10 protein-coding genes and 1 pseudogene are annotated in these 16,398 nt (G+C 71.8%); 8 read left to right on the plus strand and 3 right to left on the minus strand.

Annotated elements, in window-relative coordinates; all coding sequences use genetic code 11:
* The first annotated feature begins 477 nt into the window (after positions 1 to 477).
* The 8 genes from P8T65_RS10090 to P8T65_RS10125 all read left to right on the plus strand — a co-directional run bounded on the left by P8T65_RS10090 (position 478) and on the right by P8T65_RS10125 (position 13,754).
* Positions 478 to 2,964, plus strand: a complete 2,487-nt coding sequence (locus P8T65_RS10090; protein WP_316725097.1) for a Pls/PosA family non-ribosomal peptide synthetase — start codon at positions 478 to 480, stop codon at positions 2,962 to 2,964.
* Between the two features lie 13 nt (positions 2,965 to 2,977).
* Positions 2,978 to 5,485: an amino acid adenylation domain-containing protein gene (locus tag P8T65_RS10095; RefSeq protein ID WP_316725098.1), complete on the plus strand. Its 2,508-nt coding sequence runs from the start codon at positions 2,978 to 2,980 to the stop codon at positions 5,483 to 5,485.
* Entirely contained in the window at positions 5,482 to 6,591 is a 1,110-nt protein-coding gene (locus P8T65_RS10100) for a TauD/TfdA family dioxygenase (RefSeq protein ID WP_316725099.1), read from the plus strand. Before P8T65_RS10095 ends, P8T65_RS10100 begins: the two co-directional genes overlap by 4 nt.
* Before the next feature lie 11 nt (positions 6,592 to 6,602).
* Complete coding sequence (gene sbnB / locus P8T65_RS10105; protein WP_316731536.1) at positions 6,603 to 7,646, plus strand: 2,3-diaminopropionate biosynthesis protein SbnB; 1,044 nt, start codon at positions 6,603 to 6,605, stop codon at positions 7,644 to 7,646.
* 46 nt (positions 7,647 to 7,692) lie between these two features.
* Positions 7,693 to 8,703: a 2,3-diaminopropionate biosynthesis protein SbnA gene (gene sbnA, locus P8T65_RS10110; protein WP_316725100.1), complete on the plus strand. Its 1,011-nt coding sequence runs from the start codon at positions 7,693 to 7,695 to the stop codon at positions 8,701 to 8,703.
* 114 nt (positions 8,704 to 8,817) lie between these two features.
* Positions 8,818 to 10,461 (plus strand): acyl-CoA dehydrogenase family protein, encoded by a 1,644-nt coding sequence (locus P8T65_RS10115; RefSeq protein ID WP_316725101.1) that lies wholly within the window; start codon positions 8,818 to 8,820, stop codon positions 10,459 to 10,461.
* 355 nt (positions 10,462 to 10,816) lie between these two features.
* A complete protein-coding gene (locus P8T65_RS10120) occupies positions 10,817 to 12,160 on the plus strand; it encodes a GAF domain-containing protein (protein WP_316725102.1) in 1,344 nt (447 codons plus the stop codon).
* 193 nt (positions 12,161 to 12,353) lie between these two features.
* On the plus strand, positions 12,354 to 13,754 hold the full coding sequence (locus P8T65_RS10125) for a hypothetical protein (protein ID WP_316725103.1): 1,401 nt from the start codon (positions 12,354 to 12,356) through the stop codon (positions 13,752 to 13,754).
* Positions 13,755 to 13,773: 19 nt separating this feature from the next.
* On the opposite strand, the pseudogene P8T65_RS10130 reads toward P8T65_RS10125, so the two are convergent.
* From P8T65_RS10130 to P8T65_RS10140, 3 genes and pseudogenes are all read right to left on the minus strand, one after another.
* Positions 13,774 to 13,978: pseudogene (locus P8T65_RS10130) on the minus strand (hypothetical protein); the annotation flags it as partial.
* Positions 13,979 to 14,076: 98 nt separating this feature from the next.
* Entirely contained in the window at positions 14,077 to 15,612 is a 1,536-nt protein-coding gene (locus P8T65_RS10135) for a HAMP domain-containing sensor histidine kinase (protein ID WP_316731537.1), read from the minus strand.
* Positions 15,612 to 16,355 carry a response regulator transcription factor gene (locus P8T65_RS10140; protein WP_316725104.1) on the minus strand — a complete coding sequence of 248 codons (744 nt, stop codon included), beginning with the start codon at positions 16,353 to 16,355 and terminating at the stop codon, positions 15,612 to 15,614. The genes P8T65_RS10135 and P8T65_RS10140 overlap by 1 nt, the downstream gene beginning before the upstream one ends.
* Between the last annotated feature and the right edge of the window lie 43 nt (positions 16,356 to 16,398).

Below are 16,398 nucleotides of genomic sequence, written 5' to 3' on the forward strand. Positions count from 1 at the left end.
GGAAACCCAGCAGAAATCAAAGGTGATTCCGAATCGCCTTTTCTGTCATGAACGTGCTGGCCGAATCGACGAGGGGACGGAAGTGGAACGCGCGGGTGTGTTTGTACCGCCCCTTTGGAAAGTTCCCCGCTGGAACAGGGCGGGGACCCGGATCCAACAGGTCGGACGAGATCGGGGAAGGGGCGGGAAAGCGTCAATTACCCGACCTCCCTTGACCCGTTCGCGAATGTACCGAAAGAATCCGGATTGCATTCCGCTGCGCCCCTCCGGACCAGATGCCGGCACAGCGCACACCGGGGGCCCAGTCAAGGCTCCGAACAGGCCTGATCTATTCCGCCACAGCCGTCACCGCTCTCCGTTCCCGCAACCCTCCCCCCTCCTTCTGTCATTCCGCGCGCCGTCCCGTTCACCCCCGGGCGCCTTCCATCGCAATACCTGTCGCGGAGAAATTCAATGACATTGCCAGCGCCACGACCCGTGGCGGAAATACCGGGCGAGGTCCAGGGGGCCGAGCCGGACGCGGCGGAATCGTACACCGCCGTCGAGCGACTCCTCGCCGAAATTCTCGCCGGAGTCGCACGCATCGAACACGTGCCCGCAGAAAGCCATTTCTTCGACGACCTCGGTGCCAATTCGCTGACGATGGCCCATTTCTGTGCCCGCGTCAGGAAGCACCCCGATCTGCCGTCAGTGTCCATCCGGGACGTCTACGGCCACCCGACGATCCGCGGCCTCGCCGCCGCGCTGACCGAGGCACCGGCCCCGCCGGCCGCCCCGCCCGAGCCCGCCGAGCCCGTGCACCCGGGCAGCACGTTCCGCTACGTCCTGTGCGGTGTCCTGCAGTTACTCCTCTTCGGTGGCTACTGCCTGCTCGCCGCCTCCGGATACGCACAGGGATACGAGTGGGTGGCGGACGCCTCCGGAGCGGTCGAGGTCTATGTGCGTTCGGCCGTCTTCGGGGCGCTCGCCTTCCTCGCCCTGTGCGTCCTGCCGGTCGCCGCCAAGTGGCTGCTGGTCGGGCGGTGGAAGCCCCGGGAGTTCCCCGTGTGGGGCCCGGCGTATCTGCGGTTCTGGCTCGTCAGGACCCTGCTGCGCACCAGCCCGATGGCCCTGTTCGTCGGCAACCCGCTGTACGTGCTGTATCTGCGGGCCCTCGGCGCCCGCATCGGACCGGGCGTCACCATCCTCAGCCGCACCCTGCCGGTCTGCACCGACCTGCTGACCATCGGCGCGGGCACCGTCATCCGCAAGGACTCCTACTTCCTCTGCTACCGGGCGCGCGCCGGGCGCATCCGCACCGGCACCGTCACCCTCGGCCGGGACACCTTCGTCGGCGAGCACACCGTCCTCGACATCGGCACCGCCCTCGGCGACGGCTCCCAGCTCGGCCACTCCTCCGCGCTGCGGGCCGGCGAGTCCGTCCCGGCCGGAGAGAGCTGGCACGGCTCACCGGCCCGCCCCACGGACGTGGACCACATCCGGGTCCCCCCGCTCCCCCGCCGCCCCCTGCGCCGGGCCGGCTACGCACTCGCCGCCCTGCTCCAGACCCTGCTGCTGTACGTGCCGCTGACCGTCGGCAGCACCTATCTGCTGCTCACCGCCGCACCCGAGCTGCACACCCTGCTCGACCCGGCATCACTGCACGCCGGCTCGGGCCGCTTCTACATCGAGGCGATGGCCCTGTCACTCACGCTGTTCGCGTGCTCGATCCTCGCCGGGGCCGTCCTGGTGTTCGTCGTGCCGAGGCTGCTGCGCCCGCTGGTGAAACCCGACCGCGTCTATCCGCTGTACGGCTTCCACTACTCCACGCACCGCGCGATCACCCGCCTGACCAACCTCAGGTTCTTCACGTGGCTGTGCGGCGACAGCTCGTACATCGTCCCCTACCTCAAGGCCCTCGGATACGACCTCTCGCGGGTCGAACAGACCGGGTCCAACTTCGGCACCGCGATGCAGCACGAGACGCCGTACCTGGTGAAGGTCGGCAGCGGCACGATGGTCGCCGACGGCCTCTCGGTCATGAACGCGGACTACTCCAGCACCTCGTTCCGGGTCTCCCGGACGGCGATCGGCGGGCACAACTTCCTGGGCAACGCCATCGCCTACCCGGTCGGCGGCCGGACCGGCGAGAACTGTCTGCTGGCGACCAAGGTGCTGGTGCCCCTCGACGGCGAGGTACGCGAAGGGGTCGGGCTGCTCGGCTCACCTCCCTTCGAGATACCCCGCTCGGTCGAGCGCGACAGCCGCTTCGACCATCTGCGCGAGGGCGCGGAGCTGGGGCGCCGGCTCGCCGCGAAGAACCGCTTCAACCTGCGCTCGATGGCCCTGTTCCTGTTCCTGCGCTGGCTGCACACCTTCGCGCTCACCGTCCTCGGCTTCGCGGCCTTCGACCTGTACGGCCACGTGGACGGCCCGGCCGCACCGCTCGCCCTCGCCGCGCTGCCCCCGACGGCACTGGTCTTCAACGCCCTCTACTACGCGCTGGTCGAACGGACCCTGACCGGCTTCCGCCCGCTGCGCCCACGGCTGTGCTCCATCTACGACCCCGTCTTCTGGCGGCAGGAGCGGCTGTGGAAGCTGCCCGACGGGCATCTGAAGATCCTCAACGGCACCCCGTACAAGAACCTCGTCTGGCGGCTGCTCGGGGTCCGCATCGGATGCCGGGTGTTCGACGACGGGGCGTACATCACCGAACGGACGCTGACGGAGATCGGGGACGACTGCACCCTCGCCGCAGGCAGCAAGATCCAGGCGCACTCACAGGAGGACGGCACCTACAAGTCCGACCACATCACCATCGGCGCCGGCAGCACGCTGGAGGTCCAGGCGTTCGTCCACTACGGCGTGACGCTGGGCGAGGGAGCCGTGCTGGCACCCGACTCCTTCCTGATGAAGGGCGAGCAGGTGCCGCCGCACGCGCGCTGGGGCGGGAACCCGGCGACGGAGACCACCGGAACACGGTAATCGGGGGAAGAACATGGAACGGTCGGAGCCGGGCGACGCTGCCCGGAAGTACTGGCACGAGGTGCTCACCACCGGGGGGCGGACCGCGATACCGCGGTGGAGCACCGACCCGGCGAAACGGGTCGCCGCCTACGAAGTGCCCCTTGAAGACAGGTTGTTGACCGCTGCGGACGGTACGGCCGCACTGCTCGCCGCGCACGCCAGGGTGCTCGCCACGCTGTCGGGCGAGGCCGAGATCACCACCGGCTGGCTGGAGGACGGCCGGCTGCTGCCCTGCCGGCTCACCGCCGTACCCGGCGACACCTGGCGGGCCCTGCTGGCGCACACCCACCGGACCACCGCCGAGCTGCTGACGCACGCCGCCTTCCCGGTGGCCGCCCTGCGGCACGAACTCGGCCTCGACGAACCGTCGTTCGAGACCGTGCTCGACACGAGCGGGGGCGACGGCGACCTCGCCGCGGACGTGGTCCTCCGGGTCGGGCTGGTGCACCGGGACGACGGTCCCGCGCTGCGGCTGCGGTACCGCACGGACGTGCTCGACGAGGAGGCCGCCGCCCGGATCGCCGGGTACCACGTCACCGCGCTCACCCGGATCGCCACCGAACCGGACGCCGAGCACGGGCGGCGGAGCCTGGTGGCGGACGACGAACTCCGCTTCCAGCTCGACGGACTGGCCGGGCCACGACGCGAACTGCCCGACCGCCGGGTGCACGAGCTGTTCGAGCAGCGGGTGGTGGCGCACCCGGACGCGGTCACCGCCGTCCACCGCGACCGGCGCTGGACCTACCGCGAGCTCAACTCCCGCGCCAACCAGCTCAGTCGGGCCCTGCTGGTCCGGGGCCTCGGCCACGAGGGCGTCGTCGCCGTGGTGACCGAACGCAACCTGGACTGGATGGCGGCCGTCCTCGCGGTGTTCAAGGCGGGCGGCGCCTATCTGCCCGTCGAACCGCACTTCCCCGCCGAACGCGTCGCCACCGTCCTCGCCCGCGCCGGCTGCGAGCTGGTGCTCACCGAACGGGGCAGCACGGACACGCTGGACCGGGCCCTGGCCGGCCTGCCCGGGATACGGCGGCTGCTGGTCGAGGACGCCTACGACGAGGCCCACCCGGACTCCGATCTCGGCCTGGACATCGGACCGGACCGGCTGGCGTACATCTACTTCACGTCCGGTTCCACGGGCGAGCCCAAGGGCGCGATGTGCGAGCACGCCGGGATGGTCAACCACCTCCACGCCAAGCTCGACGACCTCGACGTCCGCGAGGGGGACGTGGTCGCGCAGACCGCGCCCCAGTGCTTCGACATCTCCCTGTGGCAGCTGCTGGCCGCTCCCCTGGCCGGCGGGCGGACCCTGCTCGTGGAGCAGCAGGTGATCCTGGACGTCGGGCGGTTCGTCGACCGGATCGCGGACGGCCGGGCGAACGTGGTCCAAGTGGTGCCGTCGTACCTCGAAGCGGTCCTCGCCCATCTGGAGCAGCATCCCCGTGAACTGCCCGACCTGCGCCGGGTGTCGGTCACCGGCGAGGCGCTGAAGAAGGAGCTGGCGCAGCGCTGGTTCGCCACCGAGCCGGGAATACCGCTCGTCAACGCCTACGGGCTGACCGAGACCTCGGACGACACCAACCACGAGGTGATGGACCGCGCTCCGGAGGGGGACCGGGTGCCGCTGGGCCGTCCCGTCCGCAACGTCCGCGTGTACGTCGTCGACGAGCACCTCTCCCTCGTGCCGCTGGGCGCCCCCGGGGAGATCGTCTTCTCCGGGGTGTGCGTGGGGCGCGGGTACGTCAACGATCCCGAGCGCACCGCGCGGGCCTTCACCACCGATCCGTACCGGCCCGGTGAGCGGCTCTACCGCAGCGGGGACCACGGGCGCTGGCGGCCCGACGGCAAGCTGGAGTTCCTGGGCCGCCGGGACACCCAGGTCAAGGTCCGCGGCTTCCGCATCGAGATCGGCGAGGTGGAGAACGCGCTGCTCAAGGTGGCGGGCGTCCGGGACGGCGCGGTGGTGGTCGCCAGGGGCGCACACCTGGTCGCCTTCCACTCGGGCCGGCCGCTCGCGGCCGAGGAGCTGCGGGACCGGCTGGCCGCGACGCTGCCGGCGTACATGGTGCCGTCGGTGTTCCACTGGCGGGAGAGCCTGCCGCTGACCGCCAACGGCAAGACCGACCGGCGGACACTGACCGCGCTGGCCGAGGAACTCGACGCGGCGCGCGGCGGGTCGGGCGAGCCTCCTTTCACCTCGACCGAGCAGCGGCTGGCCGCCGTGTGGGCCGAGGTGCTCGGGGTACCGCGGGACCGGATCGGCCGGCACGACCACTTCTTCGACCGGGGCGGCACCTCGCTGTCGGCGGTGAAGCTGGCGATCGCCCTGGACCGGGCGGTGTCCCCCAAGGACGTGGCCGCCCATCCGACCCTGGCCGGGCTGGCCGGGCTGCTCGACACGAGGACCGGCGCCGACACCGTCGACGGGACACCACGCTCCGCGCCCCGCTCCGCCGCCGACACCACAGGAAGGTCGTCATGAGGTTTCTGAGCCGTCGACGCGGCGGAGCGCGCCGCGGCCGCGGGGACACGGAGACGGAGACGGAGAACGCATCGACGCCGACGCCGACGCCGTCCCCGGCTGCCGTCGCCCTGCCCGACATCGAACTCTCCACCGACAAGCCGCCGCTCCTCACCGTCTCCCCCGCCGAACCCGCCGCCCACTGGGCCGCCGTTCACCACGGTGCCCTGCGGGCCGCCGTCGCCGAGCACGGCTCGCTGCTGGTGCGCGGCCTCGGGCTACGGGACGCGGCCGAGACCGGCGCGGTCTTCCACGAGCTGGCCGGCACCCTGACGGCCGAGCGGGAGGCCTTCGCGCCGCGCCGGTCGTACGCGGACGGCGTGCACTCCTCGACAACCTGGCCGTCGAACCAGCCGATGTGCATGCACCACGAGTCGAGCTACGCGCTGGAGTTCCCCGGCCTGCTGCTCTTCGCCTGTCTGCAGGCGGCCGAGCGGGGCGGGGCGACCGGGATCGCGGACGCCGAGGCCGTACACGCGGCGCTGCCGCGCGAGGTGACCGAGCGGTTCGAGCGGGAGGGCTGGCTGCTCACGCGTTCGTACAACGACGAGATCGGCGCGTCGGTCGCCGAGGCGTTCGGCACCGCCGACCGGACGGTCGTCGAGGCGTACTGCCGGGCGCACTCCATCGAGTTCGCCTGGCAGCCCGACGGCTCACTGCACACCCGGCAGCGGCGGGCCGCCGTGCTCCGGCATCCGGTGACCGGCCGCCGCTGCTGGTTCAACCAGATCGCGTTCCTCAGCGAATGGACCATGGACCCCGAGGTCCGCGAGTACCTCGTGGACCTGTACGGGCCCGCCGGGCTGCCCTTCAACACCCGCTACGGCGGCGGCGATCCGATCGGCGCCGATGTCGTCGCGACGCTCAACGAGGTCTACGACAGGCACACCGTCCGCACCCCGTGGCGACCGGGCGACCTGCTGCTCGTCGACAACATCCGCTGCGCCCACAGCCGTGAGCCCTTCGAGGGGCCGCGCGAGGTGCTGGTGGGCCTGGCCGATCCGGTACGGCTGCCGCAATCCCCTGCCAGCGGCTTCGACGCGAAGGACGAGGTGAGCTTCCGATGACCGAGCTTCCGATGACCGAGGTTCCGGGTTTCGCCGTGATCTCCGGCGCCCAGGTGCAGCAGGCCCTGCGGGGCCGGGAACGGGAGATCGTCGAACTGGTCGAGTCCGCCTATCTGTTGCACGGCGACGGGGGAACGGGCGACACGGTCAACCCGCCGTCGTACTTCCTCCGCTTCCCCGACCGCCCCTCCTCGCGGATCATCGCGCTGCCCGCCTCGCTGGGCGGGAAGTTCCAGGTCGACGGGTTGAAATGGATCTCCAGCTTTCCGGAGAACACGGCGTCCGGGCTGCCGCGCGCCTCCGCCGTGCTGATCCTCAACGACCACGCCACCGGCTATCCGTTCGCATGTCTGGAGGCCTCGGTCATCAGCGCGACCCGGACGGCGGCCTCGGCGACGCTGGCGGCCGACCGGCTGAGCGCCGCGCGCCGGGGGGCGCCGCGTCCCACGCGGGTCGGCTTCGTCGGCACGGGGCTGATCGCCCGGTACATCCACACGTTCCTCGCGGCGACCGGCTTCGCGTTCGAGGAGGTGGGGGTGCACGACCTGGCCGCGGACAGCGCGGCCGGCTTCCGGGGGTACCTGGAGCGGTCCGGCGCGGCCGGGCGGGTGACCGTGTACGACGGCGCCGAGGACGTGATCCGGGCGAGCGACCTGGTGGTCTTCGCGACGATCGCGGGCGAGCCACACATCCGTGAACCGAAGTGGTTCGCCCACGATCCGCTGGTGCTGCACGTGTCGCTGCGCGATCTCGCGCCCGAGGTGATCCTCGCGTCGGCGAACTTCGTCGACGACGTCGAGCACTGCCTCAAGGCGAACACGTCGCCGCATCTGACCGAACAGCTCACCGGAGCGCGGGACTTCCTCGACGGGACGCTCCACGACGTCCTCACCGGCCGGGCGACCGTGCCGGCGGACCGTCCGGTGGTCTTCTCACCCTTCGGCCTGGGGGTCCTGGACCTCGCGGTCGGCGCTCAGGTCCACGAGGAGGTGGCCCGCTCCGGCGGACTGCGGATCGTGGACGACTTCTTCCACGAGCTGCGCCGCCACGGCTGACCGCGGGGCGCAGCGAGTACGACATGCACAACCAGGGGGGGCAGCGGTGCCAGTCATATCCGTTCCCACGGACTTCAACGAGGAGGAGCTGTACGTCGATCTGCGCCAGGTCGTCGGGCAGCAGCTCTTCCTGAAGTGCGAGGGGTTCAACTTCGCCGGCTCGATCAAGCTCAAGGCCGCGTCCGAGATGGTGCGGGCCGCCGAACGGGAGGGACGTCTCGGGCCGGGCTCGACGCTCGTCGAGTCGTCGTCCGGCAATCTGGGCGTCGCGCTGAGCATGATCGCGGCCAGCCGGGGCTACCGGTTCCTGTGCGTGACCGATTCCCGGTGCAATCCGCAGACCCGGCGCGTGATCGAGGCGCTGGGCAGCCGGGTGCACGTCATCTCCGAGCCGGACCCGCACGGCGGCTTCCTGGGGGCGCGGATCTCGTACGTCCGCGCGCTGTGCGCCACCGATCCTCGGTACGTGTGGCTCGACCAGTACACCAACGAGGCGAACCGGCGGGCGCACTACCGCACCACCGCGCCCGCGATCGCCCGGCAGTTCCCGCGCCTGGACGTGCTGTTCGTGGGGGTCGGCACCTCCGGGACGCTGATGGGCTGCGCCCAGTGGTTCTGGGAGCGGCGGCGCCGGGTGCGGATCGTGGCCGTGGACAGTGTGGGGTCGGTCGCGTTCGGCGGGGCGCCGGGCCGCCGGATGATCCCGGGGCTCGGCACGAGCGTGACGCCGGCCCTCCTCGACGCGTCGTACGTCGACGACGTCGTCCGGGTGGAGGAGGTCGACACCGTACGGGCCTGCCACCGCCTGGCCCGCCGGGGCTTCCTCTTCGGGGGCTCCACGGGCACGGTCGTCAGCGGCGCCGGTGAGTGGCTGGCCCGCAACGGCTCGCCCGACACCACGGCGGTGGCGATCTCGCCCGACCTCGGCGAACGCTACCTGGACACCGTCTACCGGCCGGGCTGGCCGCTGGAGCAGTACGGCGAGGCCGTGCTCGAACGGGAGGAGGAGTTCGGAACGGGCGGCCTGGGGACGGGCGAGCTCGCGGCGCCCGTCTGAGCCGGCCTCCGCGCTCCGGCGCCGGAGCGGTCCCGGTCCGGCACCGGACACCTGCCCGCCGGATACTGGTGAGCGTCGCCGTGACGACGCGATACCGACGGGTAGGTTCCGGACATGGCATCCAGCACGCACGAAGTGACCAATCAGGCTCCGCCCCTGGTGGACTACGACGTCTTCGCCGCCGACGAGGTCCTGACGGAGGCGGTCGAGCGGCATCTGGCGCCGGAGGTCCTGGAGGAGGCGCGGGACGAACTGACGGGGTTCGGCCGTACGGCGGGCTCCGCGCAGGTGCAGGAGTGGGGGCGGCTCGCGAACGAGAACCCGCCGAAGCTGCGGGCGTACGACCGGTACGGGAACCGGGTGGACGAGGTCGAGTTCCATCCGTCCTGGCACCGGCTGCTCGGCAAGGGGGTCTCGGCGGGGCTGACGGCGGCCTGGACCCGGCCCGGCGGTCATGTGCGGCGGGCGGCGGCGTTCGTCGTGTGGACACAGGTCGAGGCCGGCAACGGCTGCCCGCTGTCCATGACGCACGCGGCGGTGCCCGCCCTGCGGACGGACCCGGCGCTCGCCGCCGAATGGGAGCCGCGGCTGACGTCGCTGCTCTACGACTGGGACCTGCGGCCCGCCGACCAGAAGGCCGGCGCCCTCTTCGGGATGGGCATGACCGAGAAGCAGGGCGGCAGCGACGTACGCGCGAACACGACCGCGGCGCGACCGCTGGCGGAGGACGGGACGTACGAGCTGACGGGCCACAAGTGGTTCTGCTCGGCGCCGATGTCGGACGGGTTCCTGGTGCTCGCGCGGGCGCCTGGCGGGCTGACGTGCTTCCTGGTGCCCCGGGTGCTGGCGGACGGTTCACGGAACGTGTTCCGCATCCAGCGGCTGAAGGAGAAGCTTGGCAACCGGTCGAACGCCTCCGCCGAGGTCGAGTTCGACGGGACGTGGGCGCGCCGGGTCGGCGACGAGGGTGCGGGGGTGCGCACGATCATCGGGATGGTGGCGGCCACCCGGCTGGACTGTGCGCTGGGCGCGGCCTCGTTGATGCGGCAGGCGGTCGCGCAGGCGGTGCATCACTGCACGTATCGGGAGGCGTTCGGCGGGCGGTTGGTCGACAAGCCGCTGATGCGCAATGTGCTGGCCGATCTGGCGCTGGAGTCGGAGGCGGCGACGACGCTGGCGATGCGGCTGGCCTCCGCGTACGACGCGGCCGAGGCGGGCGACGACAGCGAACGCTCCTTCTTGCGGCTCGCGGTGCCGGTCGCCAAGTACTGGATCACCAAGCGGTGCGCCCCGCTGGTGGTGGAGGCGTCCGAGTGTCTGGGCGGGAACGGCTACGTCGAGGAGTCCGGCATGCCGCGCCTGCTGCGCGAGTCCCCGCTCAACTCCATCTGGGAGGGCGCCGGGAACGTACAGGCGCTCGATGTGCTGCGGGCCCTGCAGCGCGAACCGCGGGCCCTCGACGCCTACTTGCGGGAAGTGGGCCGGGCGCGCGGCGCCGACCACCGTCTCGACGGCGCGATCAAGGGCCTGTTGACCGAACTCGCCGATCTGGACGGCATCGAGGCCCGCGCCCGCCGGCTCGTGGAGCGGCTCGCGCTCGTCCTCCAGGGGGCGTTGCTCACGCGGTACGCGCCCCCGGCGGTCGCCGACGCCTTCTGCGCCTCCCGGCTCGGCGGGGACTGGGGCTCGGCGTTCGGCACGCTGCCGCACACCCTGGATCTGGCCTCGGTGGTGGACCGGGCGCGGCCGGTGAGCTGAGCAGCCGTACGGGTTAGGCCCGTTCTCGCGTCGGGCGCCCCCTCTTTCGAGTGGTGCGGCCGGGCCGTCCGAGGCGGGGGTGGTGCTGCGCCGACACGGCACCACCCCCGCTTCTGTGGCCCCTCGGAGCGGAGCGCAGACGCCGCACCGGGCGGCGTTGAACAAGTTTCAAGGAGCACGGGCCGGTCCGCCAGGGTTGCAGGGGGTTGCAACTCTTCCTCTCTGTGGCCGGAGGCCGCCCCTCCGTGGCCGAAGAGCGGCACACTGGGAGACCCGCAGTCGACGCCGTCGTGCGGATCCGGACTTCCGCGGCCACCAGGGGCCGCGGAGCGGACGGCCTGCCGGGGAGGAACGTGTGCCGCATTCGCCGACCGATGTCACGCGGCTGACCGCCACGGACGCCGCCCGGGCGGCCCGGGTCCTCGGAGAGGTGCGTGCCACCACCCTCGACGGGCGGACCTCGAAACCCGCCCCGCGCCCCGTGATCCGGGAGTCCTGGGGCCGCACGGAGCGCGGTGGCGTGGACCCCGACCATGATTTCCGGTCCGATCTGCTGGGCCGCGACGAGGTCGAGCGCCGTCGTCGGACCTCGCGGCTGCGCCATGTCCTGCCGGTGCTCCGCGAGGGACTGCTCTCCCTGGCGGACACCACGCAGCACATCATGATGGTCGCGGACGCGGACGCCCGGGTGCTGTGGCGCGAGGGCAGCGCGGCCGTGCTCCGCAAGGCGGACGGGCAGGGACTCGGGATCGGCTCGGACTGGCGCGAGGAGATCGTCGGCACGAACGGCGTCGGCACGCCCCTGGTCTCCCGCCGTGCCGTCCAGGTGTTCTCCGCCGAGCACTTCGTGCGCGCCCTGCACCCCTGGACCTGCACCGGCGCCCCCGTCATCGATCCACGCGACGGCCGACTGCTCGGCGCGGTCGACATCAGCGGCCCCCTGGAGACGCTGCACCCGTCCACGCTCGCGCTGGTCGACTCGGTCGCCAAACTCGCCCAGGCGCACCTGCGGGAGCTGCACCTCGCCTCGCTCGAACAGCTGCGCGCGGTGGCGGCTCCGGTGCTGGCCCGGATCGGCGGCCGCGCGATCGCCGTGGACCGGGACGGGTGGACGGCCGCCGTCACCGGGATGCCGTACACCAGCCGGGTCGCGCTGCCGAAGTCCCTTTCCCCGGGCCGTTGTCGGCTGCCGGCGCTCGGCGCGTGCGTCGTCGAGCCGCTGCCGGCGGGCTGGTTGATACGGCCCGTGGCGGAGCCCGCGTCCGCCCCGACCGCCACGCACATCACGCTGGACGTCTCCCACCCGCGCGGATGGACCGTCACCGTCACCGTCAGCGCGGGCTCCTGGACCCACGAGCTCACGCCCCGCCACGCCGAACTCCTGTACCTGCTCGCCCTCCACCGGGGCGGACGCAGCGCCTCCGCGCTCGCCGACGACATGTTCGGCGATCCCGGGCGCACCGTCACGGTCCGCGCCGAGATGTCCCGGGTGCGCCGCTATCTCGGCGCCTTCCTCGACCACCGGCCGTACCGATTCACCGAGCGCGCCGATGTCGAAGTCCTGCTGCCCGAGACCCCGTTGGACCTGTTGCCGCATTCGGTGGCGCCGGGGGTGGTGCGGTCGCGCGGTGGTGCGCCGGGTGGCCTCCTCCGGGTGGACGGGCCCGCGGGGCACGAGCGAGCCGGGCCGAACCTCTGAGCGCCTCGCCGAACATCCCCGCCCTCGTACCGGTGAACGGATCATGGTCTCGGAGTGAGGGATCTCCCTGTATTTCCCGGGACCTCGGCGTGACACGTGTCCCACTGACGTAGCATCGCTGCCAGGCCGCCCCACCTGCCTCTCCGTCAAGATCTTGTTCTGGGTAGGCAGTTGGCCGACCCCGGGAGGTTTCATGAAGCACCGCGGCAGGCACCGACGACACAGAAGGGGGCGTGCGCTCCGCGCGTCCCTGGCGGGGACCGCGCTGGCGCTCACGGCGGCGGCCACCCTGATCAGCACGTCGCAGGCGGCGGGCGGCGAGACGCCGGGCGCCCTCTCCTCGATCACGTCGGCCGGTGGGCTGCGCGCGCTCCAGCTCCGGGAGACGTCGGCCGACGGCGTCGGGCTGCGCACCCTCACCGCGGAGATGGGCGGCGGGGTCGGTCTGGACGAGGTGCTGGGCAGCGCGAACCACGTGATGCGCGGCGAGGCCGACTGCTTCAGCACCGAGAAGGACAATCTCCCCGTCGAGCCGGTTGCCGCGCGGGCGTACTGCTGGGAGCCCGGTGACGCGGTCGACGACCGGTGGATCCCCCGCTCGGTCACCACGTCCCGGGACAACCGGGTGATCGCGTCCGGCTGGACGCACAGCGGCGCCGAGCGCGTCACACCCGACGGCGCCGCGTCCGGCGCCGGCACGCGGACCGGCGGTGCCGACGACGAGGGGCTCGCCAGGGTCGCGTTCGTCGACGCCGGTGATCCGTCGAACCTCAGGTACCGCTGGGTCCTGCTGGTCGTGCCGACGGCCGGGGAACGGGGCTTCGAGGGGTTGCGCGCCAGGCTCGGCGGCATGGCCTGGTACCAGGACAAGCTGATCGTCACCGCGCGGGGCCCGCGGAGCCGGGGCGGCCAGGACGACTCCCTGTACGTGTTCGACCTGGCCCGTTTCCTCCGCGCCGACGTGACCGACAGCGAGACCATCGGCAGGTCCGGCGACGGCTGGTCGGCCCACCACTACCGGTACGCGCTGCCGGCGGTCGCCTCGTACAGCCCGCCGAGGGGCCGCGGCTGCGACGCGCGGGAAGACGAGGGCGTGCCATGCCTGGGCTCGCTCTCCCTCGACCGGACGTCGACCCCGCCCGGCGTCGTCGCGAGCGAGCGGCCCGCGCCGGGCGGTGAGCGGCCCGCCCGGGTCTGGCGCTACGCCCTCGACGTCACCGCCGACCGCACCGGCCTGCTGGCCACGGGACGCGCGAGCAGGGCGGTCCCCACCGAGGCGTACGAGACCGAGGCCTCCGGTGTCCGGGGTGTCCTCGCCCACCAGGGTGACTGGTACGTCGACCAGGCCGCCGAGAAGCGCGAGGGCCACGGCACGCTCTGGCGGCAGGACGACGAAGGCGCCGAGGCGGCGAGGTGCGCGGCGGACGAGGCCGACGAGAAGTCGGGCATCCGCTCGTACGCCTGCTGGGGACGGCACACCGCGTCCCTCTCCTACTCGCCGGAGAGCGACGAAGTCTGGACCTTGACCGACCCCATCCCGGAACGGGTGCTGTACGCGGTGAGGCTGTCGGACGTCACCGGCACGCTCGACTAGGGCGGGTGTGACGTTGTGATCAGCCGGCCTTCAGGAGGTCGTTGATCCAGGTCATCGAGGCGCGGAGGTGGAGGTCGGCGAGGTGGCTCTCGGGTGTCGTCCTATCGAGTCGCGACGCCTCGGCATGCCTTCGACGTGTTGACGAGCCGCTCGACGGCGTTCCGCGCTCTACGGAGATCGCCGTCGTGGCGTGCGGGGCGGCCGCCCCGGCAGCCCTTCCTCCGGCCGCATCGACCTCGGGTGGCGCTCCCGGTCCCGGCCATACGTTCGGGAAGCCGCTGTCGTTCTCGGTCCTTGAGGGCCGCACCCCGTACGCGCGGGATCAGCGGGGTTCAGGACCGCGGTCGGCTGCGGGCAGGACCAGACGGAAGGTGCAGCCGCGGCCGGGAGCCGTTTCGAGTTCGAGGCGGCCGCCGTGGCCCTCGGCGATGGTGGCGGCGATGGCCAGGCCGAGTCCGCTGCCGCCATGGATGCGAGAGCGGGCGCGGTCGGCGCGGTAGAAGCGCTCGAAGACGAGCTCGGCGTCGACGGGTTCGAGGCCCGGCCCTTCGTCCGCCACCTCGATCACACTGATCGGCAGGTGCTCCGGCAGGGGCGGTGACGCGGTGGTGCGTCCAGGCCGGTCCGTGCCGCCGGTTCCGGGACCCGCCTCGGTCGTGCCGACACGGACGTGGACGCGGGTGCCGGGCGGGGTGTGGACGCGGGCGTTGGAGAGCAGGTTCTCGAGGATCTGCCGCAACCGGTGTGGGTCGCCGAGAGTCTCGGCAACATCGAGTTCCTCGGTACCGGTGGGATCCGCCGCGGTGTGCAGCGGGCCGAGATCGACGGGGTGGGACGCGCTGTGGACGGCGGACGCGGTGACGGCGTCCGCCGCCAGCGACAACAGGTCCACCCGTTCCCTCAGGTAGGACGGTTCCCTGTCCAGGGTGGCGAGCAGCTGAAGGTCGTCGACGAGCAGGCTCATGCGTTCCGCGTTCTGCGCGATGAACCGGTTGGCCTCCTGCAGTTCCTGCGCCGGGCGGTGCTCGGGGCGCAGTGCGAGTTGGGCGAAGCCCTGGATGGCGGTGAGCGGGGTACGCAGTTCGTGCCCCGCGTCGGCGACGAACCGACGCATCCGGGCCTCGGAGGCCTCGCGGGCCAGCAAGGCCTTCTGGAGGCGGTCGAGCATAGAGTTCAGGACCCGGCCGAGCCGTCCGATCTCGGTACGCGGATCGGTATCGGGCAACCGCAGGTTGAGCCGGCCTTCGGTGATGTCCTGGGCGGTGCTTTCCATTCTGGTCAGGGGCATCAGGCCCAGCCGGACCACCCACCTGCCCAGCGCGAGCAGGGCGACGATCGTGACGGCGAGCAGGACGGCGTTCAGCCACAAGATCTTCGAGGCGGCGCCGTCGACGGTGTCGAGCGGCAGGGTGACCACCGCTTTCATACCGTCCGGGCCAGGGTTGAGCAGCGCTCGCCACCGGCCGTCACCGCTCGTGGCAGGCACGGTTTCCGGATGCCCGTCCCGCAGACCGAGGTTCTGCACGTCGTCGGCCAACTGCGGTCCCGGCTTCGTTTCGGAGCCGAGGGAGTCGTTCAGTCGGTGCCCGGAGGCGTCGTAGAAGTAGACGCGGAAGTCCGACGGCAGCACGTCCGGGTGTTCGCCCGGCGCCGGGAGTGTCCCGTCGAGAGAGTCGTAGAAGGCCGGCGCCGGCGGGTGGAACTCGACGAGCTCCTCGTCGACGCGGTCCAGCAGCCAGGATCGCAGCACCACGTAGCCGATGGCCTGGGAGGCCAGGACGGCCGCGGTGGCGAGGACGGTGACGCCGAGGACAAGCCGTCGTCTCAGTGATCCGGGCGGCCGGGTCGGGAGGCGGATCACTGCTCCGGGGCCCCTCCGTGGCCACGGGGAAGACGGAGGCTGTAGCCGACGCCGCGCACGGTCTGGATGAGCGGCGGATCGAAGCAGTCGATCTTCTTGCGCAGGTAGCGGATGTACGTCTCGATGATCCGGACGTCCCCCGCGAAGTCGTAGCTCCAGACGTGGTCGAGGATCTGGATCTTGCTCACCACCTGCCCGGCGTTCGCCAGGAGGTAGGCCAGGAGCTTGAACTCGGTGGGTGACAGTGCGATGTACCGCCCCGCGCGGTGCACCTCGTGGGCACCCTCGTCGAGTTCCAGGTCGGCGTAGCTCAGGACACGCAGCGGGGGCTGCGCTGTGATGGCCGGCGCCGTCCGGCGCAGGATGGCCTCGATGCGCAGCAACACCTCCTCGATGTTGAAGGGTTTGGAGACATAGTCGTCTCCGCCGGCACTCAGGCCGCTGATGCGGTCGTCGGTGCCGGTGCGGGCGGTCAGGAACAGGATCGGACAGTCGTTGCCCGCCGCCCGCAGTCTGCGGGTCACTTCGAAGCCGTCCAGGTCGGGCAGCATCACGTCGAGCAGCACCAGGTGCGGGTCCAGGCGTTCGACCTCCAGGAGGGCCGACTGTCCGGTGTCGGTACTGCTCACCTCGTATCCGGTCAGGCGAAGCGTCGCCTCCAGCAGGGTGCGGATGCTGGGCTCGTCCTCGACCACGAGGAGCCGGTACCGCGGCCTCGCTGCCGCGGGCTGGTCGGTCATGACGCTGCTGGTCCGTTCTGCCGTCTGGCGGCGCTCGCTCCGG

The sequence above is a fragment of the Streptomyces sp. 11x1 genome (assembly GCF_032598905.1).
Lineage (GTDB): Bacteria > Actinomycetota > Actinomycetes > Streptomycetales > Streptomycetaceae > Streptomyces.

Bases quoted from the DNA above. Each gene is read 5' to 3' on its own strand.
- P8T65_RS10095 (WP_316725098.1), top strand. From the start codon at position 2,978: ATGGAACGGTCGGAGCCGGGCGACGCTGCCCGGAAGTACTGGCACGAG.
- P8T65_RS10100 (WP_316725099.1), top strand. From the start codon at position 5,482: ATGAGGTTTCTGAGCCGTCGACGCGGCGGAGCGCGCCGCGGCCGCGGG.
- sbnB (WP_316731536.1), top strand. From the start codon at position 6,603: ATGACCGAGGTTCCGGGTTTCGCCGTGATCTCCGGCGCCCAGGTGCAG.
- P8T65_RS10115 (WP_316725101.1), top strand. From the start codon at position 8,818: ATGGCATCCAGCACGCACGAAGTGACCAATCAGGCTCCGCCCCTGGTG.
- P8T65_RS10125 (WP_316725103.1), top strand. From the start codon at position 12,354: ATGAAGCACCGCGGCAGGCACCGACGACACAGAAGGGGGCGTGCGCTC.
- P8T65_RS10140 (WP_316725104.1), bottom strand. From the start codon at position 16,355: ATGACCGACCAGCCCGCGGCAGCGAGGCCGCGGTACCGGCTCCTCGTG.